Origin of the sequence: Ensifer sp. LBL (assembly GCF_050435225.1) — a bacterium.
Lineage (GTDB): Bacteria > Pseudomonadota > Alphaproteobacteria > Rhizobiales > Rhizobiaceae > Ensifer.
In genome coordinates this window covers 201,236-226,173 of sequence record NZ_JBNDJY010000004.1, presented here as the reverse complement: position 1 = coordinate 226,173, position 24,938 = coordinate 201,236, and the positions used below count along the sequence as shown (strand labels likewise).

The window sequence follows — 24,938 nt, the reverse complement described above, 5'->3', positions numbered from 1 at the left end:
GGCGCCCGAGCACCGTTTTTCGCCGCCGCTCAGGACTTCAACGCCGCGGAAATCCGCGTCAGCTCGGCGACAATGACGCCGCCGCAGAGGAAGAGCACGGCGGCCGCAATCAGGGTCGGCGCGGCGAAGCTGCCCGTGCGCTCAGCAAGCCGGCCGGCCACCAGAGGGCCAATGATCTGGCCGATGCCGAAGGCGGCCGTCATCAGGGCCAGAGCCTTGCGCGGACTTTCGGGCGCCAGCTTCCGGCCGATCTGCAGGCCATAGGCAGTGATCATCATGAAGGTTGCGCCAAGCATCAGGCCGCCGGCAAGCGGGGCATAGGGCAAAGGCAGGCTGACCGTCAGCACCAGCCCGACCGCCTCGACCAGAAGCCCGATCGCGTAGACACCGGCAAGCCCGAAGCGCGGCACGGCAAAGCGCCAGAGATAGACGGAGAGCGCTGCGGCAAGCCCCGTCAGCAGCCAGGCGAAAAATTCGATGCTGTGGCCGCCGCTCGGATCGCGCGCCATGGTGACGAGGAAGGTGGCGGTGATCACATAGCCAAAGCCGAAGAGCGCGTAGGTGAAGGTCACAACGGTCAGCGGCCGCGTCCAGCGTAGCGGCTTTTCGCGCACCGGACCTGAACCGGAAGAAGGAACCCCGGGCAGAAGTGCGGCGACGACGACAGTCCCGACCAGCCCGACGAGCGCACCAGTGAACCAGTCGCCCATGGAGGTCGTCAGGCCAGCGTGCCCCGCAAGCGGGTTCGCCCAGACGCAAAGCGATGAAAACGCGATGCCGAGGCCGACGCCGCCAAAGTGGACGGCGGGCACGTTTTCCGACCGCGCAAGCAGGCCGTGGCCAAGGACGATGCCGGAGATGAAGATCATCGCAAAGGCACTGGCAAGACCGGCCAGAAAGCGGATCAGCGCCAGTACGACGACGGAGGACGACAGCCCCATAGCCGCCAGCAGCGCTGTCGTGGCGACGAGCGACAAAAGCCCGATCCGCCGCTCGTGCCCATGCGCCCAGCCATAGGCGGCTAGAATGGCGCCGGCGAGGTAGCCGACGAAATTGGCCGAAGCGATCAAACCGGCATCGCCCGGCGACAGGCCGAGATCCGCCATCATCGACGGCAGGATCGGCGTGTAGGAGAAGCGCCCAAACCCCATGGCGACGGCCATGGCGATGGCGCCGGCGGCTGCCGTGGCGGCGATGTTGGTCTGCAGCGGTCTGTCGAGCGTGGTCATATCAGTTTATTGCGCCGCAACACGGCAGACCACAAACGACAATAATTGAAGGACCTATTGAAGAAATCGAACGATCGCCGATTTCAATGGCTTAGACCAGTCGCCGAAAAGGTGAAATGCGCGAAGTCACGGCGACACATAATGCATTGCAGCGATGGAGCAAAAATCGTCTGGAGGACGACGGAGGCTGCAGGCCGCCGCCGTATCCCTGGTTCAGCCCGGCAGCGTCACCACCAACGGCCCGCCGCGGGTGACCACGACCGTGTGCTCGTACTGCACCGTCGGCGCGCGCGGATCGCTGTAGAGCGTCCAGTCGTCGTTGCCGCCTTCGGCCCATTGTGCGCCCATCGACAGGAAGGGCTCGACGGTGAAGACCATGCCGTCGGTCATGCGGCGGCGCTCGCGCGGGTCGGGCCATGTGGCGATCTCGGTCGGCTCTTCATGCAGCGAGCGACCGATGCCGTGGCTGGCGAGATTGGTGACGAGCGAATAGCGGTTCTTGCGGGCGAAGTCGCCGATGGCGTTGCCGATGGCGGCGAGCGGCTGGTCGGGGCGAACCTGCTTGAGGCCGACCCACATCGCCCGCTTGCCGTCGCGGCACAGCCGGTCGATCGCGGCGGTGACCGGCGGTACCGGGAACGAGGCTCCGGTGTCTGCGAAGATGCCGTCTTTTTCGGCTGATACGTCGATGTTGACGAGATCGCCCGCCTTGATGACGCGGCCGCCGGGAATGCCGTGGGCGATTTCCTCGTTGACGCTGATGCAGGTGGCGCCGGGGAAATTGTAGCAGAGCTCCGGCGCCGAGCGTGCGCCGGCCTCTTCCAGCACCTTGCGGCCGATCGCATCCAGTTCCGCCGTGGTGATGCCGGGCTCGAGCGCCTCGCCCATCGCCTGCAGCGCGTTGGCGCAGATGCGGCCGATTTCCTTCAGCCGCAGCAGATCTTCTTCGTTGTTGAGGGTCATCCGTATCTCGCTTTCGCGCTCACATGTAGCGTGTCGCCGCGCGTTATGCCAGCACCGGGCGAGACGATGGGAGCCGAGCGTCGGTTCCCATCGTCGAATGGTCAGACGGCGGCGGGCGCCGCCGCCTTTTCCTCGGCCAGTGCCTTGCGCACCAGCGGCGCCACCTTCGTGCCGTAGAGCTCGATGCCGCGCATGATCTGATCGTGCGGCATCGGACCGATCGCCATCTGCAGCAAGAAGCGATCGTTGCGGAAGAGCTTCCAGTTCTCGACGATCTTTTCGGCCACCGTTTCCGGGTCGCCGAGGAAGAGGTTGCCGTTCGGGCTGCGCGCCTGGTCGAAATGCGCCCGGTTGGTCGGCCCCCAGCCGCGTTCACGGCCGATGCGGTTCATCACCTCCGCCTGCGGCCCGTAGAACTGGTCGGCAGCAAGATCGGTCGTTTCGGCGATGAAGCCGTGCACGTTGATGCTGGTCTTCAGCTTCCCCGCATCCTGGCCGGCGCGACGTGCCGCTTCGCGGTAGAGATCGAACAGCGGCGCAAACCGGCGGGGTTCGCCACCGATGATGGCAAGCGCCACCGGCAGGCCAAGCGCCCCGGCGCGCGCCACCGATTGCGGCGTGCCGCCGACAGCGATCCAGAGCGGCAGTTCCTGCTGCAGCGGCCGCGGATAGACGCCGCGATCATGGATCGCCGGTCGCATCTCACCCGCCCACGAGACCTTCTCGCTCTCGCGCAGCGCCATCAGCAGATCGAGCTTCTCGGCAAAGAGCTGGTCGTAGTCGTCGAGCGACTGGCCGAAGAGCGGGAAGGATTCGATGAACGACCCGCGGCCGGCCATGATTTCGGCACGGCCGCCCGAGATCAGGTCCAGCGTCGAAAACTGCTGGAAAACGCGCACGGGATCGTCCGAGCTCAACACCGTGACGGCACTCGTCAGCCGGATGGTCTTCGTCCTCGCGGCTGCGGCTGCCAGGATGACCGCCGGCGCCGAGGCCGCATAGTCGGGGCGGTGATGTTCGCCGAGCCCGAAGACGTCGAGGCCGACCTGATCGGCGAGCTCGATCTCTTCGAGAAGGTTGTTGAGGCGGCGCTGCCCTTCCCTGCCCTTGTCATCGGCGTTCGGATCGACATCCGCGAATGTGTAAAGCCCGAGTTCCATGTGCCTGTCCTTTTTCTGTTTGCACAACAGATAGTTGGCGCGCGCGGGAGCAGCAAATGCACATCCGGGAAACACAGTGTTTCCCGGATGAACACCAATAAGCGTCAGCGGCGCGACAGACCGTCGAGCAGAATGTCGAGACCTTTCCGGAACGTGCCGTCCCAGTCGTTGTCGAGCAGCAGGCGCGTGCGCTCGATGGTCGGATAGCGTTCGCTGAGCACCGAGAGGCGCTGTTGTCCGGCAGTCTGGTCGGCGTCCGAAAGCGCGAAGCTCGCCCGTGTGACGGTCGCGCCGAGCACGTAGTTCCAGAGCGACCAGATCGCGACGTTCATGCTGGAATCGGCAACGCCGGCGCCCGACAGGCCCCTGCTCATGGTTTCCAGGCGGGCGAGGATGTTCGGGCCGAGCGCCCGGCGCGGCAGAAGCGATGCCGACCAGGGATGGCGCAACATGATTGCACGCCAGTCTTCGAGCATGTGAACCACATCGCTACGCCAATCCTCTGGCTCGGTCTTTTGCGGGGCTTCGCGATAAGCAAACACCGCATCGAGCGCCAGATCGAACACCTCTTCCTTGTTGCTGACATGCCAATAGAGGCTCATGACGCCGGCACCGAGACGGTCGGCAAGGCGGCGCATCTTCAACCCGTCGATCCCCTCGGTGTCCAGCAGGTCAACCGCCGTTGCGACGATACGGTCCAGAGACAGCGACGGTTCGCCACCCGGCTTCTGCCCGGCTTCAGCTGCCGCCTCCACCCTTTGGGAGCCCTTGCCCTGCCCGCCGTTCCCTTTCCCAGCCATGCGTCTTCCTTACAGATTGAAACACCGATTTACGCCGACAACACGCCGGATGTCGATCCTGAACGATTGACTCGTACGGCGTACGATGCAATTTAATCGTACGCCGTACGAGTCAATCGCGAGAGCGACGGCGAAAGGTCAAACCTGCAGGCCTGCAAGCGGCGTCGCGCGCAGGCCTCGGAGACGAGAGAACACCATGTCACGCGCAATCAGACATCTCATGATCGGAGGGTTCATCATCATGACCACGGGCGTTTCCACCGCGGCGACCGCGAACGAGCAGGCGGCCAGGCTGACGATCGTCAACCCGAAAAACCTCTACGACCCGACGCCGCATGGCTACAGCACTGCGGTGATCGTGCCTGCCGGAGCCCGGGTGGCCTACATTTCAGGACAGGGCGGCCAGGACAGCACCGGCGGCCTGTCTCCCGACTTCGCGGTGCAGGTCAAGCAGGCCTATGCCAATCTGGGTGCAGCGCTCGAGGGGCTTGGCGCAAGGCCCGACCAGGTCGCCAAGCTCACCATCTTCGTGGTCGACCACGACATGTCGAAGCTTGAGGTCCTGACCAACAGCGTCAAGGAGATGTTCGGAACAACCCTGCCGGCACAGACCCTCGTTCCGGTGCCCAAGCTGGCGGTCGACGGCATGCTGTTCGAGGTGGAAGCGGTCGCGGTCATCGACTGACGAGCGGCCGGCGCGCGAGCGCCGCCGTCCGGCCAGAAGGCAGATGATAGTCAGGAGAAGCGCGCGTCCGGGTCCTTAGCTCAGCGTGCGCTTGACTGCGTTGCGCCAGCCCTTGAGCTTCGTCTTGCGCGTCGTTTCGTCCATGGCAGGCTCGAAGCGGCGGTCGCGCGCCCAGGACTTGGCAAAGTCTTCCTGCTTCGGCCAGACGCCGGCGCGGCTGCCGGCGAGCCAGGCGACGCCGAGCGCGGTCGTTTCGAGGATGACGGGCCGGTCGACCGGCGCGTCGAGCAGGTCGGACAGACGCTGCATCGTCCAGTCGGAGGCAACCATGCCGCCATCGACGCGCAGCACCGTTTCCTTGCCATTGTTGCGCCAGTCCTTGTGCATGGCTTCAAGCAGGTCGCGCGTCTGGTAGCAGACGGCTTCGAGTGCCGCGCGGGCAAATTCCGCCGGACCGGTGTTGCGGGTCATGCCGAAGATCGCGCCACGCGCATCCGGATCCCAGTGCGGCGCGCCAAGCCCGGTGAAGGCCGGCACCAGATAGACCTCCTGCGTCGGATCGGCACTTTCGGCAAGGGTGCCGGTATCGGGGGCGGCCTTGATCACCTTCAGCCCGTCGCGCAACCATTGCACTGCGGCACCGGCGACGAAGATCGAGCCTTCGAGCGCATAGGTGGTTTCGCCATCAAGCTTGTAGGCAATGGTGGTGAGCAACCGGTTCTTCGAGCGCACCATGTCCTTGCCGGTGTTGAGCAGCGCGAAGCAGCCGGTGCCATAGGTGGATTTCAGCATGCCCGGCTTGAAGCAGGCCTGGCCGATGGTCGCCGCCTGCTGGTCGCCGGCGACGCCGAGGATCGGGACCGCCGCGCCGAAGAGTGCTGGATCGGTAACGCCGAAATCGGCGGCGCAATCCTTGACCTCGGGCAGCATGGCACGCGGCACTTTCAGGATCTTCAGCAGTTCGTCGTCCCAGGCATTGTCGGCGATATTATAGAGCAGCGTGCGCGACGCGTTGGTCGCGTCCGTCACGAAGGACTTGCCGCCGGTCAGCCGCCAGATGAGGAAGGTATCGATGGTGCCGAAGCAGAGCTCGCCCTTGGCGGCGCGCGCCTGCGCCCTGTCGATGTTGGTCAGCAGCCAGTTGAGCTTGGTGCCGGAGAAATAGGGATCGAGCAGCAGGCCCGTCTTCCGGGTGAAGGTCTTTTCCAGCCCCTGCTTCTTCAGCCGATCGCAATAGGAGGCGGTGCGGCGGTCCTGCCAGACGATAGCATTATGGATGGGGTTGCCGGTCTCGCGATCCCAGACGACCACGGTCTCGCGCTGGTTGGTGATGCCGATGCCTGAGAGGTCGCCGGCCTTGATGCCGGCCTTGGCGAGCGCGTCCTCGACCGTCGAAAGCACCGTCTGCCAGATTTCCTCGGGATCGTGTTCGACCCAGCCGGATTTCGGAAAATACTGCTTGAATTCCTTGTGGCTGGCCCCGGCGATCTGCTGCTGACCGTCGAAGATGATCGCCCGGCTCGAGGTCGTACCCTGATCGATCGCGAGAATAAATCCGCCCATATGCCCCTCCCCGGCCACACGCATGTTTGTTCACCGGCCTTGAAGGCGGGATCTCATTTCGAAAACTTCAATACGATGGCAAAACGAATGTCAAACGAAAACAAAACGCAACCGACCGGCTTCGCCGCTCCCCTCCTCAACTCTGCGGTCGCGAAGCCAAAAACACAATTGTCAGGTCAGTCGTTTTCCGCGTAGGCTGGCGCTGTTGCGCCGCAACAAAGCAGTGCGCGGCGCCGCAAAGGGAGAGAGCAGCAATGACGAAAACAGCGGTCATCACCGGTTCGACGAGCGGCATCGGGCTTGCGATCGCCAAGGCCTTCGCCAAGGGCGGCGCCAATATCGTGCTGAACGGCTTCGGCAGCCCGGACGAAATCAAAAAGGCGACGGACGATGTCAGCGCGTTGACGACAGGAACGGTCGTCTATCATGCCGCTGACATGACGAAGCCAGCCGAAATCGCCGACCTGATCGCGACAGCGACGACCCGCTTCGGCGGCGTCGATATCCTCGTCAACAATGCCGGCATCCAATATGTCGAAAAAGTCGAGGATTTCCCGATCGAGCAATGGGACCGCATCATCGCGATCAACCTCTCCTCCTCCTTCCATACGATCCGCGCCGCCATTCCCGGCATGAAGGCGAAAGGCTGGGGCCGCATCATCAACATCGCCTCTGCCCACGGCCTCGTCGCCTCGCCCTTCAAGGCGGCCTATGTGGCGGCCAAGCACGGCGTTCTCGGCCTGACGAAGACGGTGGCGCTCGAAGTGGCGGAAAGCGGCATCACCGCGAACTCGATCTGCCCGGGCTACGTGCTAACGCCGCTTGTCGAAAAGCAGATCCCAGATCAGGCCCGCACCCGCGGCATCACCGAACAACAGGTCATCAACGACGTCATGCTGAAGGGGCAGCCGACGAAGAAGTTCATCACCGTCGAGCAGGTGGCAGCGCTCGCCGTCTATCTCGCCGGTGACGATGCGGCACAGATCACCGGCACCCATGTTTCCATGGATGGCGGCTGGACGGCGCAGTAGGCGCACGTTGACGGGACGTGCAAAAATCTCCGCGGCTCTTTGCTTTTCTGCATAACCACCTAAGATCAAAGTGATTTCAGGTAGTACGCAGCAGCCGCAGGGAATGAATGGCATGCCCCAGCCGAACGGAAGCATCAGCTTCATCCTCAACGACCGCGAGGTCGCCCTTTCCGACATCGCACCGACAACGACGCTGCTCGACTATCTGCGGCTGGAGCGCCGGCTGACTGGCACCAAGGAAGGCTGTGCGGAGGGCGACTGCGGCGCCTGCACCGTGCTCGTCGGGCGGCTCTGGGGCGACCGGCTCGTCTATGAGAGCGTCAACGCCTGCATCCGTTTCCTCGGCTCGCTGCAGGCAACCCATGTCGTCACCGTCGAACATCTCGCCGGCCAGGATGGCGCACTGCATCCGGTGCAGCAGGCAATGGTCGACTTCCACGGCTCGCAATGCGGCTTCTGCACGCCCGGCTTCGTCATGTCGCTCTATGGCCTGTGGCTTTCCAACGACAGCCCCAGCCGCGCCGACATCGAAAAGGCGCTGCAGGGCAATCTCTGTCGCTGCACCGGCTATGAGCCGATCGTGCGCGCCGCCGAAGCAGCCGCAGAGGCGCGACCGTCTGAGATCTTCGATCCGATCACCCGGGAACGGGAAACGATCATTGCCCGCCTGAAGACGCTGGCGCCGACTGAGACGATCACCGTCCGCCAGGGCGAAAACTGTCTGATCGTGCCGGCCGACGGCGATGGCCTTGCGCAAGCGCTTGCCGACAATCCGGGGGCGACGGTCGTTGCCGGTTCCACCGATGTCGGCCTCTGGGTGACCAAGCAGATGCGGCCGATCAACCCGGTCATTTTCATCAACGGCATTGCCGAACTGCAAGGCATCAAGGAGACCGAGGCGGGTCTGACGATCGGCGCCGGCGTCAGCTACAGCATGGCCTATGCCGCACTCATAAAGGCGTTTCCCGCCCTCGGCCCGCTGATCAACCGCATCGGCGGCGAGCAGGTACGCAACATGGGGACGATCGGCGGCAACATCGCCAACGGCTCGCCCATCGGCGACAGCCCTCCGCCGCTGATCGTTCTCGGGGCCACCGTGACGTTGCGCTCGAAGGACGGCCGCCGGACGCTGCCGCTCGAAGAATTCTTCATCGCCTATGGCAAGCAGGACCGTCAGCCCGGCGAATTCGTCGAGAGCATCTTCGTGCCACGCCTGCCGGATGGCGATCTCTTTGCTGCCTACAAGATCTCCAAGCGCCGCGACGAGGATATCTCCGCCCTGCTCGGCGCTTTCCGCCTGTCGGTGGAAGACGGCACCGTCCGCGCCGCCCGCATCGCCTTCGGCGGCATGGCCGCCACGCCAAAGCGCGCAACCAATGTGGAAGCGGCGCTCATCGGCAAGCCCTGGACCGAGGAGACGGTTCGCAACGCGCAAGCGGCCTTTGATGCGGACTACCAGCCGCTCACCGACTGGCGGGCAACGAGCGACTATCGCATGCTGGCGGCGAAGAACCTGCTGATGCGCTTCTTCCTGGAAAGTGGCGGGGAGCCCGCACAACTCGTGCGCTTCGCTGCGGGAGACAGATGACCATGGACAAATCCACCTTCGAGGAACGTAAGGCGATCCGCGGCGAGATGCATGTCTCGCAACGCCATGACAGCGCTCACAAGCATGTCTCCGGCACCGCCGACTATATCGATGACATGCCGGAGCCCGCAGGCACCCTGCACGGCGCGCTCGGCATGACCGACCGGGCGCATGCCGAAATCACCGCCATGGACCTGTCGGCCGTCCTTGCCGCACCCGGCGTCGTCTGCGTGCTGACGGCGAGCGACATGCCGCATTCCAACGACATCAGCCCCAGCCACCTGCACGACGAACCGGTGCTTGCCGATGGTCTCGTGCAGTTCCATGGTCAGCCCGCTTTTGCCGTGATCGCCGAAACCCGCGACATCGCCCGCCGGGCCGCCCGCCTCGCAAAGATCACCTATCGCGACCTGCCGCATTTCACCGACATTCTCGACGCCGTCGCCCGTGGCGGCGAACTGGTGACGCAACCCTTGACCCTGCAGCGCGGCGACGCGGAAGCCGAGCTCGAAAAGGCACCGCGGCGGCTCAAAGGCCAAATGCGCATCGGCGGCCAGGAGCATTTCTATCTTGAAGGCCATATCGCCCTTGCCATCCCCGGTGAGGACGACGAGGTCACCGTCTGGTCCTCGACCCAGCACCCGAGCGAGATCCAGCACATGGTCTCGCACGTGCTCGGCGTGCCCTCCAATGCCGTGACCGTCAACGTGCGCCGCATGGGCGGCGGCTTCGGCGGCAAGGAAACGCAGGGCAACCAGTTTGCGGCTCTCGCCGCGGTCGCCGCCAAGAGGCTTAACCGTGCCGTCAAGTTCCGCCCGGATCGCGACGAGGACATGACCGCGACCGGCAAGCGCCATGACTTCCTGGTCGACTACGACGTCGGCTATGACGAAGACGGCCGCATCCATGCGGTTCACGCCAATTATGCGGCGCGCTGCGGCTACTCGTCCGATTTGTCCGGCCCGGTCACCGACCGTGCGCTGTTCCACGCCGACAGCTCCTACTTCTACCCGCATGTGAAACTCACCTCGCAGCCGTTGAAGACCAACACGGTGTCGAACACCGCCTATCGCGGCTTCGGCGGGCCGCAAGGCATGGTCGGCGGCGAGCGCATCATCGAGGAGATCGCCTATCAGCTCGGTAAGGACCCGCTCGAAATCCGCAAGCTGAATTTTTACGGCGAGAAGGGTTCCGGTCGCGACATCACACCCTATCACCAGCAGGTCGAAGACAACATCATCGCGCAGATCGTGACTGAACTCGAAGAGAGCGCCGACTATCAGGCGCGCCGCCAGGCGATCCTCGATTTCAACCGGACGAGCCGCGTCATCCGCAAGGGCATCGCGCTGACGCCGGTCAAGTTCGGCATCTCCTTCACGCTGACGGCCTTCAACCAGGCAGGCGCGCTGGTGCACATCTACCAGGACGGCTCCATCCACCTGAACCATGGCGGCACCGAGATGGGCCAAGGGCTCTACATCAAGGTGGCGCAGGTGATCGCCGACAGTTTCCAGGTCGATCTCGACCGCGTCCGCATCACCGCCACGACCACGGGCAAGGTGCCGAACACGTCTGCGACCGCCGCCTCCTCGGGCTCTGACTTGAACGGCATGGCGGCCCATGACGCGGCGCGCCAGATCAAGGAACGGCTGGTCGCCTTCGCCTGCGAGCGCTGGCAGACGACGCCTGATCATGTCAGCTTCGTGCCCAACCACGTGAAGATCGGCGAAGAGCTCATTCCCTTCCCCGAATTCATCAAGCAGGCCTATATGGGCCGCATCCAGCTTTCGGCTGCCGGCTATTACAAAACGCCGAAGATCCACTGGGATCGCGCCAGCGGCCGCGGCACGCCGTTCTATTACTACGCCTACGGCGCTTCGGTTTCGGAGGTGTCGATCGACACATTGACCGGAGAATACATGGTTGACCGCGTCGACGTGCTGCACGATGTCGGCCGCTCGCTCAATCCGGCGATCGATATCGGCCAGATCGAGGGCGGCTTCGTGCAAGGCATGGGCTGGTTGACGACGGAAGAACTCTGGTGGGACGACAAGGGCCGGCTTCGCACCCACGCGCCTTCCACCTACAAGATCCCGCTTGCCTCCGACCGGCCAAAGATCTTCAACGTCAAGCTTGCCGAATGGTCGAGCAATGCCGAGAAAACCATCGGCCGCTCAAAGGCGGTGGGAGAGCCGCCCTTCATGCTGCCGATTTCGGTGCTGGAGGCTCTATCGATGGCGGTGGCAAGCGTCGCGGATTATCGCGAGTGCCCCCGGCTCGATGCCCCGGCAACACCGGAGCGTGTGCTGATGGCCGTCGAGCGTCTTCGCAACGCCTGACGGCCATTGATCCCGGATCTAGATTCGCGGCAGTTCATTGATGCTGAAGAGGCGGCGAGCATCGGCCATGGCCTCCTCGTCGTCGCGGTGCGCACCATGAGCATCCATGAAACCCATGTCTCTTTTCATGTGATCGGACAGCGCGTTCACATCGAGCATCGGCTTGGGGGCAGTGAGGCCACCGAACAGGGCGGCCGTGAGCCGGAAGACCGGCTCGAATGAAAGAAATGGTTTTCTTTCAGTACGTTCGTAAATGTCGCAACTCATTTCAGCACCTGTTCGTCTTGGGAAGTTGACTTGAAGGATGCCGTGGAGGAGGATCGAAATCCAATCGAACATCCGTCTGCATGCATCAAGAGAACTTATCCATGAAGATGTCGAAGCAGTTTCCGCTGAATGCGCTGCGGGTCTTCGAAGCGGTCGCAAGGCTCGGCAGCTTCACCAAGGCCGGCGAAGAGCTGGGCATGACCCAGACAGCCGTCAGCTACCAGGTGAAGTTGATCGAGGAGAATGTCGGCGAGCCCTTGTTTCTGCGCCGCCCGCGCCAGATCTCGCTGACCGACGTCGGCCAGCGCATGGCGCCACGCGTGACCGAAGCCTTCGAAATGCTGCAGGAAGCCGTCTCCAATGCCCGCGGCGACATCGACAGCGCGCTCTTGATCAGCTCGACGCCGACCTTTGCCTCGCAATGGCTCGCCCGCAACATCGGCAGTTTCCAGCTCGCCCATCCGAACATCGCCGTGCGGCTGACGACGAGCGACTCGCTCACCGATTTTACCCGTGAGCCCGCCGACCTCGCGATCCGCTCCGGCGGCGGCGTCTGGCCCGGCCTCGACACCCATCCGCTGATGCGGGTGGAATTCAGCCCGATGCTGAGCCCGGCGCTTGCTGCCACCATCGGCGGCGTGCACGAGCCGCGCGACCTCCTGAAGCTTCGCATCATCGATGCTGGCGATCCCTGGTGGCCGATGTGGTTCAAGGCCGCAGGCGTCGAGGACCCGGACCTCGAGGGGCGGCCGCACAGCCGGCTTGGCGCCCAGACCTTCGAGGCGCGCGCCGCCGTCGCCGGCCAGGGCGTCGCCATCCTGACGCCGGAATTCTACCCCGACGATGTGGCGCTTGGCCGCCTTTACCAACCCTTTGATCTGCGCTGCAGCGACGGTTGCGACTACTGGCTCGCCTATCCGCATGCCCGCCGCAACACGCCGAAGATCCGGATTTTCCGCGACTGGATCCTCGGCGAACTCTGCCCGCCGCAATTCCTGCAGGCAAATAGCGCTTGAGGACCTGATCGCCCCCTTTTCCCGTCGATCGTTTTTGCGCAAGGTGAGGCAACAGAGAGACAAGGGGATCTGAATGTACGAGTTCGCCATCGCCTGGGAATGGCTGGCCTTTGCCGTGCGCTGGCTGCACGCGATCACCGCCATCGCCTGGATCGGCTCATCCTTCTATTTCATCGCGCTCGACCTCGGTCTGGTGAAGCGCGATCACCTGCCCGTTGGCGCCTATGGCGAGGAATGGCAGGTCCATGGCGGCGGCTTCTACCACATCCAGAAGTACCTGGTGGCGCCGGCCTCGATGCCCGAGCACCTCACCTGGTTCAAATGGGAATCCTACGTGACGTGGCTCTCGGGCTTCGCCATGCTCTGTATCGTCTACTATGGCGGCGCCGACCTCTTCCTGATCGACCGCCATGTGCTGGACATTTCTGCCTCGACCGCGATCCTGATTTCGCTCGCCTCGCTCGGCGTCGGCTGGCTGTTCTACGACCTCTTGTGCAAATCGCCGATCGGCAGGAACACCTGGGGGCTGATGGCGCTGCTCTATGTGGCGCTGGTGATCATGGCCTGGGGCTACACCCAGGTGTTTACCGGCCGCGCCGCCTTCCTGCATCTCGGCGCCTTTACCGCAACGATCATGTCGGCCAACGTCTTCTTCATCATCATTCCCAACCAGAAGATCGTGGTTGCCGACCTGATCGCCGGCCGCACGCCCGATCCGAAACTCGGCGCCCAGGCCAAGCAGCGCTCGCTGCACAACAACTACCTGACCCTGCCCGTCATCTTCTTCATGCTGTCGAACCACTATCCGCTGGCGTTTGCGACGGCGTTCAACTGGATCATCGCCGCGCTCGTCTTCCTGATGGGCGTCACCATCCGCCACTGGTTCAACACCACCCATGCCCGCAAGGGCAGACCGACCTGGACCTGGCTCGTCACGGCCCTCCTCTTCGTCCTGATCATGTGGCTCTCGACCGTACCGAAGGTGCTGACCGGCGGCGAAACGGCGGAAGTCGCCCCGGTCTTCAAGCGGTTCGCCGCCAATGCCCATTTTCCCGCGGTCAAGGACACGGTCTCCACCCGCTGTTCCATGTGTCATGCCGCCGAACCGGTTTACGAGGGCATCACCCGGGCGCCGAAGGGCGTCGTGCTCGAAAGCGACGCGGAGATTGCCGCCCACGCCCGCGAAATCTATATCCAGGCCGGGCGCAGCCACGCGATGCCGCCCGGCAACGTGACAGATATGACGACGGATGAGCGCCAGTTGCTGACAGCCTGGTTCGAAAGCGCCGTCGAGGAAGGCAAGACACAATGACGACCACCCTCATCCGCGGCCGGCTCCTGAGCTTTCACCGCGCGCCAACGTCGATCGACGACAGCGCCGCCTATGGCTACGAGAGCGACGGCGCGCTGCTGGTTAAGGGTGGCCAGATTGTTGCGAGCGGATCCTACGCTGCGGTGAAAGCCGGCGCGCCGGAGGATGTGGCGGAAATCGATCACCGCCCGCATCTGATCGTGCCGGGCTTCATCGACACGCACCTGCATTTCCCGCAGATGCAGGTGATGGCCTCCTACGCCGCCAACCTGTTGGAGTGGCTCAACACCTATACCTTCCCGGAGGAATGCCGTTTCGTCGAAACCGCCCATGCGGAGCGCATCGCCAGCCGCTTCTTCGACGAGATGGTGCGCCACGGCACGACGACGGCAACGGCCTATTGCTCGGTGCACAAGGCGTCGGCCGATGCCTTCTTCGCCGAGGCGCTGCGCCGCGACATGCGCATGGTCGCCGGCAAGGTGATGATGGACCGCAACGCGCCGCAAGGCCTGCTCGATACGCCGCAGATGAGCTACGACGAAACTCGCGCAGTGATCCGCGACTGGCACGGCAAGGGCCGCAACCACGTCGCCATCACTCCGCGCTTCGCCATCACCTCGACGCCCGAACAGATGGACGTCGCCAGGTCGCTGGTGCGCGAGTTTCCCGATTTGCACGTCCAGACGCATCTTTCGGAAAACCGCGACGAGATCGCCTTTACCTGCGAGCTTTATCCGCAAGCCATCGATTACACCGACGTCTACGCCCGTTACGGCCTGCTCGGTCCGAAAAGCCTCTTCGGTCACTGCATCCATCTGTCGGAGCGGGAGGCGGACGTCATGAGCGAAACCGGCTCCGTTGCCGTCTTCTGCCCGACCTCCAATCTCTTCCTCGGTTCCGGCCTCTTTCCGCTGCGCGCGCTCTCGCGTCGCGACAAGCCTGTGCGCACCTCGGTTGCCTCCGACATCGGCGGCGGCACCAGCTATTCCATGCTGAAGACGCTCGACGAGGCCTACAAGATCCTGCAGTTGCAGGGCGAGCGGCTGAACCCCTTCGACAGCTTCTTCATGATGACCCGCGGCAATGCCGAGGCGCTGTCGCTCGTTGACCGGATCGGGACACTCGAAGCCGGCACCGATGCCGACTTCATCGTGCTCGACATGGCGGCCACACCGGCCATGGCGCTGCGGGCCGAAGTGGTCAATTCGCTCGCCGACGAACTCTTCCTGCTGCAGACCATGGGCGACGATCGTTCGATCGTCGAAACCTATGTTGCCGGCAAGCCGGCGAAATCGGCACTCGCCACGGCGTGATGGCCAGAAGAAGGAGAGGTCAAGAAAATTGACCTCTCCTTCTTCTGGCTATTAACAAGCCTCCGGCAAACATGGTAATGGCTCGTTCAATCCCTGTTGGACGAAGGCTATTTCCATGACGCAAATCCTCGAAATCAGCGATCTCAAGGCGCTCGCCAAGCGCCGGGTGCCGAAACTCTTCTTCGACTACGCCGACAGCGGCGCCTGGACCGAAGGCACCTATCGCGCCAACGAGGAGGATTTCGCCAAGGTCAAGCTGCGCCAGCGCGTGCTGGTCGACATGACCAACCGCTCGCTCGAAACGACCATGATCGGCCAGAAGGTGTCGATGCCGGTGGCGCTGGCGCCGACCGGCCTTACCGGCATGCAGCATGCCGACGGCGAGATGCTGGCGGCCCAGGCGGCGGAAGCCTTCGGCGTGCCCTTCACGCTCTCCACCATGAGCATCTGCTCGATCGAGGACGTCGCCTCGGTGACGACGAAACCCTTCTGGTTCCAGCTCTACGTCATGCGCGAACGTGAATTCGTCCTGAACCTGATCGACCGTGCCAAGGCGGCGAAATGCTCGGCGCTGGTGCTGACGCTCGACCTGCAGATCCTCGGCCAGCGTCACAAGGACCTGCGCAACGGCCTCTCGGCCCCGCCGAAGATGACGCCGAAGCACCTCTGGCAGATGGCGACGCGGCCCGGCTGGTGCATGAAGATGCTCGGCACCAAGCGCCGCACCTTCCGCAACATCGTCGGCCACGCGAAAAGCGTTACCGATCTGTCCTCGCTCGGCGCCTGGACGACGGAACAGTTCGACCCGCAGCTTTCCTGGAAGGATGTCGCCTGGATCAAGGAACGCTGGGGCGGACCGCTGATCCTCAAAGGCATCCTCGATCCGGAAGACGCGAAGATGGCGGCCGCCACCGGCGCCGACGCGATCATCGTCTCCAACCATGGCGGCCGGCAACTCGACGGCGCCCATTCCTCGATCAGCATGCTGCCACGCATCGTCGATGCCGTCGGCCACCAGATAGAGGTGCATGTCGACGGCGGCATCCGCTCCGGCCAGGACGTGCTCAAAGCCGTGGCCATGGGCGCCAAAGGCACCTATATCGGCCGCCCGTTCCTCTATGGCCTCGGCGCCATGGGCAAGGAGGGTGTGACCAAGGCGCTGGAGATCATCCGCAAGGAGATGGACGTCACCATGGCCCTCTGCGGCAAGCGCGACATCAACGACGTCGATCGTAGCATCCTGGCGGAGTGAGACGGCGCACCTCCCACGCTCTTGTCATGCTCGGGCTCGACCCGAGCATCCAAAGCCTCAAGTGACGTATGGATCCTCGGGTCAAGCCCGAGGATGACCCTTTGAGAGATCCGGCGCCTTAAGGCATGTGGCGTCTGGTGGACGCCTCAACTCCCCCGGTAGGTCGAGTACCCATAGGGCGAAAGCAGCAGCGGCACATGATAGTGGCTCGCCGGATCGGCGATGCCAAAGCGCAAGGGGATGCGATCAAGGAAGGCCGGCTCCGGCAGTGTCACGCCTGACCGGCGCAAATAGTCGCCGGCATGGAACACCAGCTCGTAATTGCCAGCCATGAAGCCGATGCCTTCGACCATCGGGCCGTCGACGCGGCCGTCGCTGTTGGTGTGGACGGTGCGGATCAGCTGCCGCTCCTCGCCTTCCAGCCAATAGAGATCGATGCGGAGACCCTCGGCCGGCTTGCCGAGTGCGGTGTCGAGAACATGGGTCGTCAGGCGGCCGGTGCTGCTCATCTCATACTCCTTCATAAACGGGTACGGGAGGCGGACGAAAGAACGTCCGCATTTTTCATCAGTCGCTAGATCGCACTCTCTATGACGAAGGGTACCTCATAGAAGAACTCCTCGAGATTGTTGCCCGGCCCTTCGCGGTCGACGATGAGGAAATCGCTGATGGCGCCGACGGACATCAGTGGGTGGTGCCAGACATTGCGGCCGTAATTGACGCCCTGCCGGCCGTTGGCCTGAAACACCCGCGGTGCACCCGGACGACCACCCTCGTCTTCGGCGACGACGACCAGCCAGGGACGGTCGTCGAGCGGCGAAAAGCTCTGGCTGCCAAGCGGGTGCCGTTCCATCATCGTCACCGAATAGGGGAAAGCACGCGGTTGGCCGCGAAAAATGTTGATGATGACATTGGCGCCCTCGCCGACGACATCGGCGCGCGCCAGCCCGTGGAAGCGTTCGGTATTGCCGCCGTTGATGTAGCGCATCGTTGCCGGATCGGCTTCGATGACGGTTCCGAACGGGGCGAAGGCGTCGCGTGTCAGCGGTTCGATCGTAAGCAGGCGCGACATTATGCGGAGACCTCGCAAGAAGACTTGGCGCTTGCGGATGTCCGATCCAGTTCGAGCGCCCTCCTCATGAGCGGGGACAGGCATCGAACGGTTTTGTCAGGCATTTTCGTCTCCAGGAAGCATCGACTGCAGGCGCAGGCGGGCGATTTTCTCGACCTGTGCGCAAGCGGTTTCAAATTCCTCTTCGGGCGAATTGTCAATGCGGCTTTCGAAGGAGGCAAGAATTTGCGCCTTGGTCAGCCCCTTCACCGCGATGATGAAGGGGAAGCCGAATTTCTTCGTGTAGGCGTCGTTGAGCCCGGTGAAGCGCTGATGCTCCTCTGGCGTCAACCGGTCGAGGCCAGCGGATGCCTGTTCCGCCGTCGAGTCCGCCGTCAGCTTGCCGGCGATCGCCAGCTTGCCGGCAAGATCCGGGTGGGCGCGCAGCACCTGCATCTTCTCGCGCGGCAGCGCCGTGCGAAAGGCCTGGCAGAGCGCCGAGTGCACCGTGCCCGCCGTCAGCCCCGTCGCCGCGGCTCGGTCGTAGGCGCGTTCGGCAACCCAGGGCGAGTGCTCGAACACGCCACCGAAACGGGCAACAAAGGCATCACGGTCGGTCATCAGAGCGCCCCTTCCGGCTTGTGGTGCTGGTACCAGTGGTTGGCGATGTCGATGCGACGCGGCACCCAGACCTTGTCGTGCGACATCACGTAGTCGATGAAGCGGGCAAGAGCGGCGGCCCGGCCCGGGCGGCCGACGAGACGGCAGTGAAGCCCGATGTTCATCATCTTGGCGTCACCCTGGCGGCCTTCCTCGTAGAGCACGTCGAAGGTGTCCTTGAGATAGCTGAAGAACTGGTCGCCGCTGTTGAAGCCTTGTGGCGTCGCAAAGCGCATGTCGTTGGCGTCGAGCGTATAGGGGATGATCAGGTGCGGCTTGTCGGGCGAAAGACCCGGCACCCAGTAGGGCAGCTCGTCGGCATAGCTGTCGCAGGAGTAGAGGAAGCCGCCCTCCTCCAGCACCAGCTTCAGCGTATTGGCTGAAGGCTTGCCCTGGTAGATGCCGAGCGGGCGCTCGCCAGTGAGTTCGGTGTGCAGGCGGACGACCTCGCGGATATGCTCGCGCTCGACCTCTTCCGGCACGTCCTTGTATTCCAGCCAGCGCAGACCGTGGCTGGCGATTTCCCAGCCGGCTTCCTTCATGGCCTCAACCGCTTCCGGATTGCGCGCCATCGCCTGCGTCACGCCATAGACGGTCAGCGGCACGTTGCGGCTGGTGAACATGCGCCACAGCCGCCAGAAGCCGGAACGGGCGCCATATTCGTAGATCGATTCCATGTTGAGGTTGCGCTGGCCAGCCCAGGGCTGTGCGCCGACGATCTCCGACAGCAGGCATTCGGACGCCGGGTCACCATCGAGAATGCAGCTTTCGCCGCCCTCTTCGTAGTTCAGCACGAACTGCACGGCGATGCGCGCATCGCCCGGCCAGTTTGCCTTCGGCGGATTGCGGCCGTAGCCAACGAGGTCGCGCGGATACTTAGTCTCAGACATCAAATCACCCTTCGAATTTTTAGGAACGGTATCACCGCCGACCGGATTGTCGATACCGAAATGACGGGAAGCGGGGCAGCGGCAGCACCGTGGCCCTGACGGAAATCACCAGAAAAATTCCGCTGAGCCCGAGGTTGAGAGATTTTCCGAAACGGCGTTGAATGGATTGGCAAGGACAACGGCTCTGATCGAGATGAAATCCTACATTCAAGCGCTTCGCGGTAAAATCGGTTCCGACCTGCTTCTCTGCCCGTCGGTGGCGGCCTCCATTCTCGATCCCGATGGCCGGATCCTGTTGCAGGAGAAAGCAAGCGGCGAAGGCTGGAGCCTGCCGGCCGGCGCCATCGAGCCGGGCGAAACGCCTGTCGACGCGATCCTTCGCGAGGTCATGGAGGAAACCGGCTATCCGGTCTCGGTCGAGCGGATACTGGGCGTCTTCGGCGGAGAAGCGTTTCGCTACACCTACCCGAACGGCGACCGCGTCGAATATGTGGTTACCCTCTATCGATGCCGGATCGTTGGCTCCCAGCAACCGATCAGCGACGGCGAGACGAAGTCGCTACGCTACTTCGCGCCGGCGGACATGCCGCCCCTCGGTCTGCCCTATCCGAAAGCGCTGCTGTTTGCAGATTAGCCGGTGTGCGTTTCCGGTTAGCGCTGCGCCATCAGCGCAGCGACGATCAACGGCAGCGGCCGAACCGCGCCTTGCGGCGCCAGCGACGGATCGGCGGCGGCGCGCTTTGCCCTCTCGGCGCGCGTGTTCGTCGAGATCTTGCCGAGCGGGTGCTGCGAATGCACCCGCATGGGCGCCCCCGTCTCCTGTTCGACAAACAGCGCAAGGCTGCCGATCGAAAGCGGTTTTGATAGGCAGGGCTCGAAGAGGTCGCGCAGTGGTGCCTCGACCCGCCGCATCGCGTCTGGTGCAAGCGGGCCGGTCAGCATCATGTGGAAGCGGTACTCGTCCATCACATGCGGATCGCCCCAACGGTACAGATTGGAAAACTGCGGCGCGGTCAGCCGGTCCGGATCGGAACGCTCGATCTCGTCTTCGCTGAGCGGCGCGCGGAAGGCATCGAACTCCTGGACGACGTTGGCCGCAAGCAGATGCATGGCCGTACTCGGCACCTGCGGCATCAGCCCGAAGCATCGACCGATGCGGGCAACCTCCAGGCGATCGATTTCGAACGGGGTCTGGGCGCCGGCAAAATGCATCAGCGCCTTCAGAAGCTTCGATTCCGTCATATCGGGATGCAGGCGGAACGGCGACATCATCACTGCGTGAAAGCCGAAGCGGCGGGGAACCGCCGTGTGATAGGCGACATCTGCGGCGCTCAAGCCCGCGACCGACGGCAATTCCGTGGGGTCGCCGGAATAGACGTTGCGCCCCAGCCAGCTTGCAGCGGTCGCGGAAAGCGTGTCGGCCATCGGCGGCGTAAAACAAATGGCATAGCGCATCGGCTGGCTCCGGGTATCCCTCAGCGCGGGATGAGCAAAAGCATGCGGTTTTCCGCCCTCACCCCGACTTGTCCAATGGCCGCGTCTTAGGTGATTTGCGTGACAGATTGACGAAGTCGGCCTGGGACGAGCGCAGCAGCCGTCCTCCTTTTTCGGAACCATCCGGCCCATCGCCCGTTCCTAAAAGGTAGGAAAACAAGGATGGAGAAGAAGCGTGACCTATCACAATGCGAACCTTCAGGACGCCCGGATCAAGGAGACCCACGACCTGATCGCGAGCGACAAGGTTGAAGGCACGAGGGTCTATGGCCCCGACGACAAACACATCGACTCGATCGAGCGCGTGATCATCGAGAAGCGCAGCGGGCGCGTCGCCTATGCGGTGCTCGGCTTCGGCGGCTTTCTCGGCCTCGGTGAAGACCACTATCCATTGCCTTGGGCAAAGTTGACCTATGACGAGAAGCTCGGCGGCTATCGCACTGATGTGACTCGCGATCAGGTCGAAAACGCGCCGAAATATCACGGCACCGATGAATACGATTGGAACGCGGAAAACGGTCGCCGTGTCTACGACTACTACGGCGTGCCGCCCTACTGGATGTAATGCCTGACTTTCGATCTCTCGGGTCCCGCCGCCGGCGGGGCCTTTCGCATGTCCGGGGCTAAAGGCTTTTGTCGCGAAGTGCGGCTATGTGATTCCGGCAGAAGAAGGAATCGGGAATATCGATCGTCGGAGAACCGGCGATCTCATCCATGACGAAACGCGCCAGCCGATGCGCAATGCCGAAGCTCACCTTGAAGCCGCCGGTCAGGACCGAAACATTCGAATGGTCCGGATGCCGGCCGACCATCGGCTCCCGCCCCGTCGCCTTCGGACGCAACCCCGCCCATCGCTCCACCACCTCGGCCTCTGCCAGGCGCGGTGCAAGCGCCACGGCGCGCCGAAGCAGTTCATCGAGCTGCGCGTCCGTCGACAGGGGATCGGCAAAACTGTTTTCGCTGGTGCTGCCGACCGCCACATGGCCGTCGTCATGGGCGATGATGTAGACGCCGTCGGCGAAAATCACCGGAAGCGCCGGGTCAATCTCCGCCCGCAGCAGTGCCGCCTGGCCCTTGACCGCCGTGCCGCTCGTTTCCGCCAGCGGCGCTGACACGTCGTCGATCAATTGAAAACTGCCGACACCGGCTGCGATGATGCAATGCTCGAAACCGATCCGGGTGCCGTCGCCGAGTTCGGCCCGGCCGTGTGCCGGCTCGATTCGGCGCACGCCCCGGCGTTCGTCCACATGGGCGCTCGGTGCCCGCAGGAGGGCCGTGCGGAGGGCCGCAAGCATGCGACGCGGCGAGACGCGCGCGGCGAGCGTATCGAAGACCATGCCGTGCGCTGCTGCCTCTGCGCCTGGCCAGCCCTCGGGCCCCTCGTCCTTCACGTGCCAGTGGAACTGCCTGTCGGCCGCCCGCCAGTGGCTCAGTGCATCCTGTTCGTGCCGAAGGGCGATGTCGCGCAGGTGAGACTTGGCAAGCGGGATCAAGCGACCCGTCCGCCGATAGCCGGTCGAAAGGCCCGTCGCCGACTCGAGCACCGCGATCTCTTCTTCGATCGCCACGAGTGCGTCGAACTGGAACTGCTTCTTGTCGTTCCAGCGATCGGGCATATGCGGCATGAGCGCGCCCAAAAGGCCACCGCTGGCGCCGGCGCCGATGGCCTGTTGCTCGACGAGCCGCACGGTCATGCCCCTGCGCGTGGCGCTTAGGGCGGCCCACAGCCCCATGATGCCGCCGCCGACGACCAAAAGCTCGCTCATCGATTGACCTTCTCCGGCCGGCGGACTATCGCCTTGGCCATGACAGGATCCGCAGACCCGATCGAGCCCCCGGCGCACCAGAACCTTGATTGGCACGAGGGCGATATGCCCTATTCCCGGGAGTTTGGCGATCACTTTTATTGCCGCACCGACGGGCGGCTGGAGTGCGGCCACGTCTTCCTATCGGGCAACGGCCTGCCCGATCGCTGGGTCGGTGCAGGCACCTTCCGCATCGGCGAACTCGGCTTCGGCACCGGCCTCAATTTCTGCGAAACCTGGCGCCAGTGGAAGATGACCGCTGCCGCCGGCGACCGGCTGCAGTTCGTGTCCTTCGAACGTTTCCCGATGGCGGCAGGAGAGATTTCGCGCGCGCTTGGCCATTGGCCGGAGATCGACACGGAGCGCCAGGCGCTGGCCTCGCGCTGGCCGGCCGAGCCCGATGGCGACGTCCGGATCGACTTCGGCGACGGCGTCAGCCTCACGGTCGTCTGCGGTCCGGCACTCGAGGGCGTCGCCCGCGCGGAAGCGCCTTTCGACGCCTGGTATCTCGACGGCTTTGCGCCGTCACGCAATCCCGACATGTGGTCGGAGGAGCTGATGCGGCTGGTCTTCGAAAAGACAACGCCCGGCGGCAGTTTCGCCACCTATGCCGCCGCCGGTTTCGTCCGCCGCAATCTGCAGGCCGCGGGCTTTGCCGTCGAAAAACGCAAGGGGTTTGCCGGCAAGCGCGAGATGCTGCGGGGCGACCGAGCCTAGCGCTCGTCGCGATTGCGGCCTGTCTTGAGCGGTTGCGCCATCCGGCTACAGAAATGCGTCAGGGTAAGCGATTTACTCCACAAGAGAACTGAACTGTCGCAAATGGCGGGCCATCGCCGCTTGGAATCTGCGACACACTCCCCATCGGCAACACGGTGGGTCTTTCATGAACGACGATCAGTTTCCCGATGCGGCAACCGGCGACGCAGCCTCGACGCCGCTGGAGCGCCGACGCCGCCCGGGGGGGCGCAGTGTCGAGCGTGTGCGCAAATCCCCCGGCGGAAAATATCTCAATCTTGTCAATACGCTGGCGAAATCCACCGTCCTTTCGGATGATGCGCTTGAATCGGTGCATGAGGCGTCGCTGACGATCCTCGAAGAGATCGGCATGGACGTTATCCTGCCGGAGGCGCGCGAGCGGATGAAGGCTGCCGGCGCCGACGTGACACCCGGCACCGACCGGGTGCGTTTCGACCGCGGGCTGATCATGGACATGATCGCCTCGGTACCGCCAACCTTCACCATGCATGCCCGCAACCCAGCCCGCAATGTCGCGATCGGCGGCAACAATCTCGTCTTCGCCCAGATCGCGAGCGCCCCCTTCGTCGCCGACCGCGACGGCGGCCGCCGCACCGGCAACCAGGAGGATTACCGCAAGCTGGTGAAGCTCGCGCAATCCTATGACATCGTCCACACGACCGGCGGCTATCCGGTCGAGCCGGTCGACATCCATGCCTCGGTGCGCCACCTCGATTGCCTCTCCGACATGGTGAAGCTCACCGACAAGGTGTTCCACGTCTATTCCCTCGGCAAGCAGCGCAACACCGACGGCATCGAGATCGCCCGCATCGGCCGCGGCATCTCGATGGAGCAGATGGAACGCGAGCCCTCGCTCTTCACCATCATCAACACCTCCTCGCCGCTGCGCCTCGACGGGCCGATGCTGCAGGGCATCATCGAGATGTCCTCGCGCAACCAGGTGGTGGTGGTCACGCCCTTCACGCTCGCCGGCGCCATGGCGCCGGTGACGATCGCCGGTGCACTGGTCCAGCAGAACGCCGAGGCGCTCTGCGGCATCGCCTTTACCCAGATGGTCAGGCGCGGCGCGCCGGTCATGTATGGCGGCTTCACCTCAAACGTCGACATGAAGACCGGCGCACCCGCCTTCGGCACGCCGGAATACATGAAGGCGGTGGTCGCCGGGGGCCAGCTCGCCCGCCGCTACAACATCCCCTACCGCACCTCGAACACCAACGCAGCCAATACACTGGACGCTCAAGCGGCTTACGAATCCGCCATGTCGCTCTGGGCGCTGACGCAAGGGGGCGGCAACTTCGTCATGCACGCCGCCGGTTGGACCGAAGGCGGGCTCACGGCCTCCTTCGAGAAATTCATCCTCGACGTCGACATGCTGCAGATGGTGGCGGAATACCTGACCCCGCTCGATGTCAGCGAGGATGCGCTCGGGCTCGACGCCGTGCGCGATGTCGGTCCCGGCGGCCATTACTTCGGCACGCTGCACACGCTGCAACGCTACGAGACCGCCTTCTATTCGCCGATCCTGTCGGACTGGCGCAACTTCGAGACCTGGACCGAAGCCGGGCGGCCGACCACCTACGACCATGCCAACCGGATCTTCAAACAGAAGCTCAACGACTATGAGCGCCCGCCGCTCGATCCCGCGATCGAGGAAGAACTCGACGCCTTTGTCGCCAAGCGCAAGGCAGAGGGCGGCGTCCCGACCGATTTCTGACGGGACGCCCTGGGTGTACCGGAAAGCGCTACGAAGCCCGGCTGCGGCCG

24 protein-coding genes are annotated in these 24,938 nt (G+C 63.8%); 12 read left to right on the top strand and 12 right to left on the bottom strand.

The window, feature by feature from the left end; translation table 11 throughout:
* Window positions 1-29: 29 nt before the first annotated feature.
* From OKW20_RS16935 to OKW20_RS16920, 4 genes are all read right to left on the bottom strand, one after another.
* Window positions 30-1,229, bottom strand: a complete 1,200-nt coding sequence (locus OKW20_RS16935) for an MFS transporter (protein ID WP_429173728.1) — start codon at window positions 1,227-1,229, stop codon at window positions 30-32.
* A gap of 213 nt (window positions 1,230-1,442) precedes the next feature.
* On the bottom strand, window positions 1,443-2,192 hold the full coding sequence (gene map / locus OKW20_RS16930; protein ID WP_104667594.1) for a type I methionyl aminopeptidase: 750 nt from the start codon (window positions 2,190-2,192) through the stop codon (window positions 1,443-1,445).
* A gap of 101 nt (window positions 2,193-2,293) precedes the next feature.
* Window positions 2,294-3,352, bottom strand: a complete 1,059-nt coding sequence (locus tag OKW20_RS16925) for an LLM class flavin-dependent oxidoreductase (RefSeq protein WP_429173727.1) — start codon at window positions 3,350-3,352, stop codon at window positions 2,294-2,296.
* Between the two features lie 104 nt (window positions 3,353-3,456).
* On the bottom strand, window positions 3,457-4,152 hold the full coding sequence (locus OKW20_RS16920; protein ID WP_429173725.1) for a TetR/AcrR family transcriptional regulator: 696 nt from the start codon (window positions 4,150-4,152) through the stop codon (window positions 3,457-3,459).
* 196 nt (window positions 4,153-4,348) lie between these two features.
* Between OKW20_RS16920 and OKW20_RS16915 the strand changes: the two genes are divergently transcribed.
* Window positions 4,349-4,837: a RidA family protein gene (locus tag OKW20_RS16915; RefSeq protein WP_429173723.1), complete on the top strand. Its 489-nt coding sequence runs from the start codon at window positions 4,349-4,351 to the stop codon at window positions 4,835-4,837.
* Between the two features lie 75 nt (window positions 4,838-4,912).
* Here the strand turns inward: OKW20_RS16915 and glpK are convergent, their stop codons facing one another.
* On the bottom strand, window positions 4,913-6,400 hold the full coding sequence (gene glpK, locus OKW20_RS16910) for a glycerol kinase GlpK (protein WP_429173721.1): 1,488 nt from the start codon (window positions 6,398-6,400) through the stop codon (window positions 4,913-4,915).
* A gap of 254 nt (window positions 6,401-6,654) precedes the next feature.
* Here glpK and OKW20_RS16905 point away from each other — a divergent pair, with 254 nt between their 5' ends.
* The 3 genes from OKW20_RS16905 to xdhB all read left to right on the top strand — a co-directional run bounded on the left by OKW20_RS16905 (window position 6,655) and on the right by xdhB (window position 11,358).
* Window positions 6,655-7,431: a 3-hydroxybutyrate dehydrogenase gene (locus OKW20_RS16905; RefSeq protein ID WP_089045040.1), complete on the top strand. Its 777-nt coding sequence runs from the start codon at window positions 6,655-6,657 to the stop codon at window positions 7,429-7,431.
* Window positions 7,432-7,543: 112 nt separating this feature from the next.
* Window positions 7,544-9,019 (top strand): xanthine dehydrogenase small subunit, encoded by a 1,476-nt coding sequence (gene xdhA, locus OKW20_RS16900; protein ID WP_429173720.1) that lies wholly within the window; start codon window positions 7,544-7,546, stop codon window positions 9,017-9,019.
* A gap of 2 nt (window positions 9,020-9,021) precedes the next feature.
* The gene (gene xdhB / locus OKW20_RS16895) at window positions 9,022-11,358 is read left to right on the top strand and encodes a xanthine dehydrogenase molybdopterin binding subunit (RefSeq protein ID WP_429173718.1); all 2,337 of its coding nucleotides are present in this window, start codon (window positions 9,022-9,024) and stop codon (window positions 11,356-11,358) included.
* Between the two features lie 18 nt (window positions 11,359-11,376).
* On the opposite strand, the gene OKW20_RS16890 is transcribed toward xdhB, so the two are convergent.
* On the bottom strand, window positions 11,377-11,697 hold the full coding sequence (locus tag OKW20_RS16890) for a hypothetical protein (RefSeq protein ID WP_429173716.1): 321 nt from the start codon (window positions 11,695-11,697) through the stop codon (window positions 11,377-11,379).
* A 29-nt stretch (window positions 11,698-11,726) separates the two neighbouring features.
* On the opposite strand from OKW20_RS16890, the gene OKW20_RS16885 reads away from it, so the two are divergent.
* The 4 genes from OKW20_RS16885 to OKW20_RS16870 all read left to right on the top strand — a co-directional run bounded on the left by OKW20_RS16885 (window position 11,727) and on the right by OKW20_RS16870 (window position 16,518).
* Complete coding sequence (locus tag OKW20_RS16885; RefSeq protein WP_429173714.1) at window positions 11,727-12,641, top strand: LysR substrate-binding domain-containing protein; 915 nt, start codon at window positions 11,727-11,729, stop codon at window positions 12,639-12,641.
* Window positions 12,642-12,714: 73 nt separating this feature from the next.
* The gene (gene puuD, locus OKW20_RS16880; RefSeq protein ID WP_429173712.1) at window positions 12,715-13,953 is read left to right on the top strand and encodes a urate hydroxylase PuuD; all 1,239 of its coding nucleotides are present in this window, start codon (window positions 12,715-12,717) and stop codon (window positions 13,951-13,953) included.
* Window positions 13,950-15,266, top strand: a complete 1,317-nt coding sequence (gene guaD / locus OKW20_RS16875; RefSeq protein ID WP_429173711.1) for a guanine deaminase — start codon at window positions 13,950-13,952, stop codon at window positions 15,264-15,266. The genes puuD and guaD overlap by 4 nt, the downstream gene beginning before the upstream one ends.
* A gap of 115 nt (window positions 15,267-15,381) precedes the next feature.
* Complete coding sequence (locus OKW20_RS16870; RefSeq protein WP_429173709.1) at window positions 15,382-16,518, top strand: alpha-hydroxy acid oxidase; 1,137 nt, start codon at window positions 15,382-15,384, stop codon at window positions 16,516-16,518.
* Window positions 16,519-16,664: 146 nt separating this feature from the next.
* Here OKW20_RS16870 and uraH read toward each other — a convergent pair whose 3' ends face one another.
* The 4 genes from uraH to puuE all read right to left on the bottom strand — a co-directional run bounded on the left by uraH (window position 16,665) and on the right by puuE (window position 19,119).
* Window positions 16,665-17,027 carry a hydroxyisourate hydrolase gene (gene uraH / locus OKW20_RS16865; RefSeq protein ID WP_043623670.1) on the bottom strand — a complete coding sequence of 121 codons (363 nt, stop codon included), beginning with the start codon at window positions 17,025-17,027 and terminating at the stop codon, window positions 16,665-16,667.
* A 65-nt stretch (window positions 17,028-17,092) separates the two neighbouring features.
* Window positions 17,093-17,590 carry an ureidoglycolate lyase gene (locus OKW20_RS16860; RefSeq protein WP_429173708.1) on the bottom strand — a complete coding sequence of 166 codons (498 nt, stop codon included), beginning with the start codon at window positions 17,588-17,590 and terminating at the stop codon, window positions 17,093-17,095.
* Between the two features lie 96 nt (window positions 17,591-17,686).
* Window positions 17,687-18,190 (bottom strand): 2-oxo-4-hydroxy-4-carboxy-5-ureidoimidazoline decarboxylase, encoded by a 504-nt coding sequence (gene uraD, locus OKW20_RS16855; RefSeq protein WP_402320024.1) that lies wholly within the window; start codon window positions 18,188-18,190, stop codon window positions 17,687-17,689.
* On the bottom strand, window positions 18,190-19,119 hold the full coding sequence (gene puuE, locus OKW20_RS16850; protein WP_205238095.1) for an allantoinase PuuE: 930 nt from the start codon (window positions 19,117-19,119) through the stop codon (window positions 18,190-18,192). Before puuE ends, uraD begins: the two co-directional genes overlap by 1 nt.
* Before the next feature lie 166 nt (window positions 19,120-19,285).
* Here puuE and OKW20_RS16845 point away from each other — a divergent pair, with 166 nt between their 5' ends.
* Entirely contained in the window at window positions 19,286-19,753 is a 468-nt protein-coding gene (locus OKW20_RS16845) for an NUDIX domain-containing protein (protein WP_429173706.1), read from the top strand.
* A gap of 17 nt (window positions 19,754-19,770) precedes the next feature.
* On the opposite strand, the gene OKW20_RS16840 is transcribed toward OKW20_RS16845, so the two are convergent.
* Complete coding sequence (locus tag OKW20_RS16840) at window positions 19,771-20,574, bottom strand: DUF1045 domain-containing protein (protein ID WP_429116096.1); 804 nt, start codon at window positions 20,572-20,574, stop codon at window positions 19,771-19,773.
* A gap of 214 nt (window positions 20,575-20,788) precedes the next feature.
* Between OKW20_RS16840 and OKW20_RS16835 the strand changes: the two genes are divergently transcribed.
* Window positions 20,789-21,178, top strand: a complete 390-nt coding sequence (locus tag OKW20_RS16835; RefSeq protein WP_429173704.1) for a PRC-barrel domain-containing protein — start codon at window positions 20,789-20,791, stop codon at window positions 21,176-21,178.
* A 58-nt stretch (window positions 21,179-21,236) separates the two neighbouring features.
* Here the strand turns inward: OKW20_RS16835 and OKW20_RS16830 are convergent, their stop codons facing one another.
* Window positions 21,237-22,379: an NAD(P)/FAD-dependent oxidoreductase gene (locus tag OKW20_RS16830; protein ID WP_429173702.1), complete on the bottom strand. Its 1,143-nt coding sequence runs from the start codon at window positions 22,377-22,379 to the stop codon at window positions 21,237-21,239.
* 39 nt (window positions 22,380-22,418) lie between these two features.
* On the opposite strand from OKW20_RS16830, the gene mnmD reads away from it, so the two are divergent.
* A complete protein-coding gene (mnmD, locus tag OKW20_RS16825) occupies window positions 22,419-23,135 on the top strand; it encodes a tRNA (5-methylaminomethyl-2-thiouridine)(34)-methyltransferase MnmD (RefSeq protein ID WP_429173700.1) in 717 nt (238 codons plus the stop codon).
* A gap of 166 nt (window positions 23,136-23,301) precedes the next feature.
* A complete protein-coding gene (locus tag OKW20_RS16820) occupies window positions 23,302-24,888 on the top strand; it encodes a trimethylamine methyltransferase family protein (RefSeq protein ID WP_429173698.1) in 1,587 nt (528 codons plus the stop codon).
* Window positions 24,889-24,938: the final 50 nt, after the last annotated feature.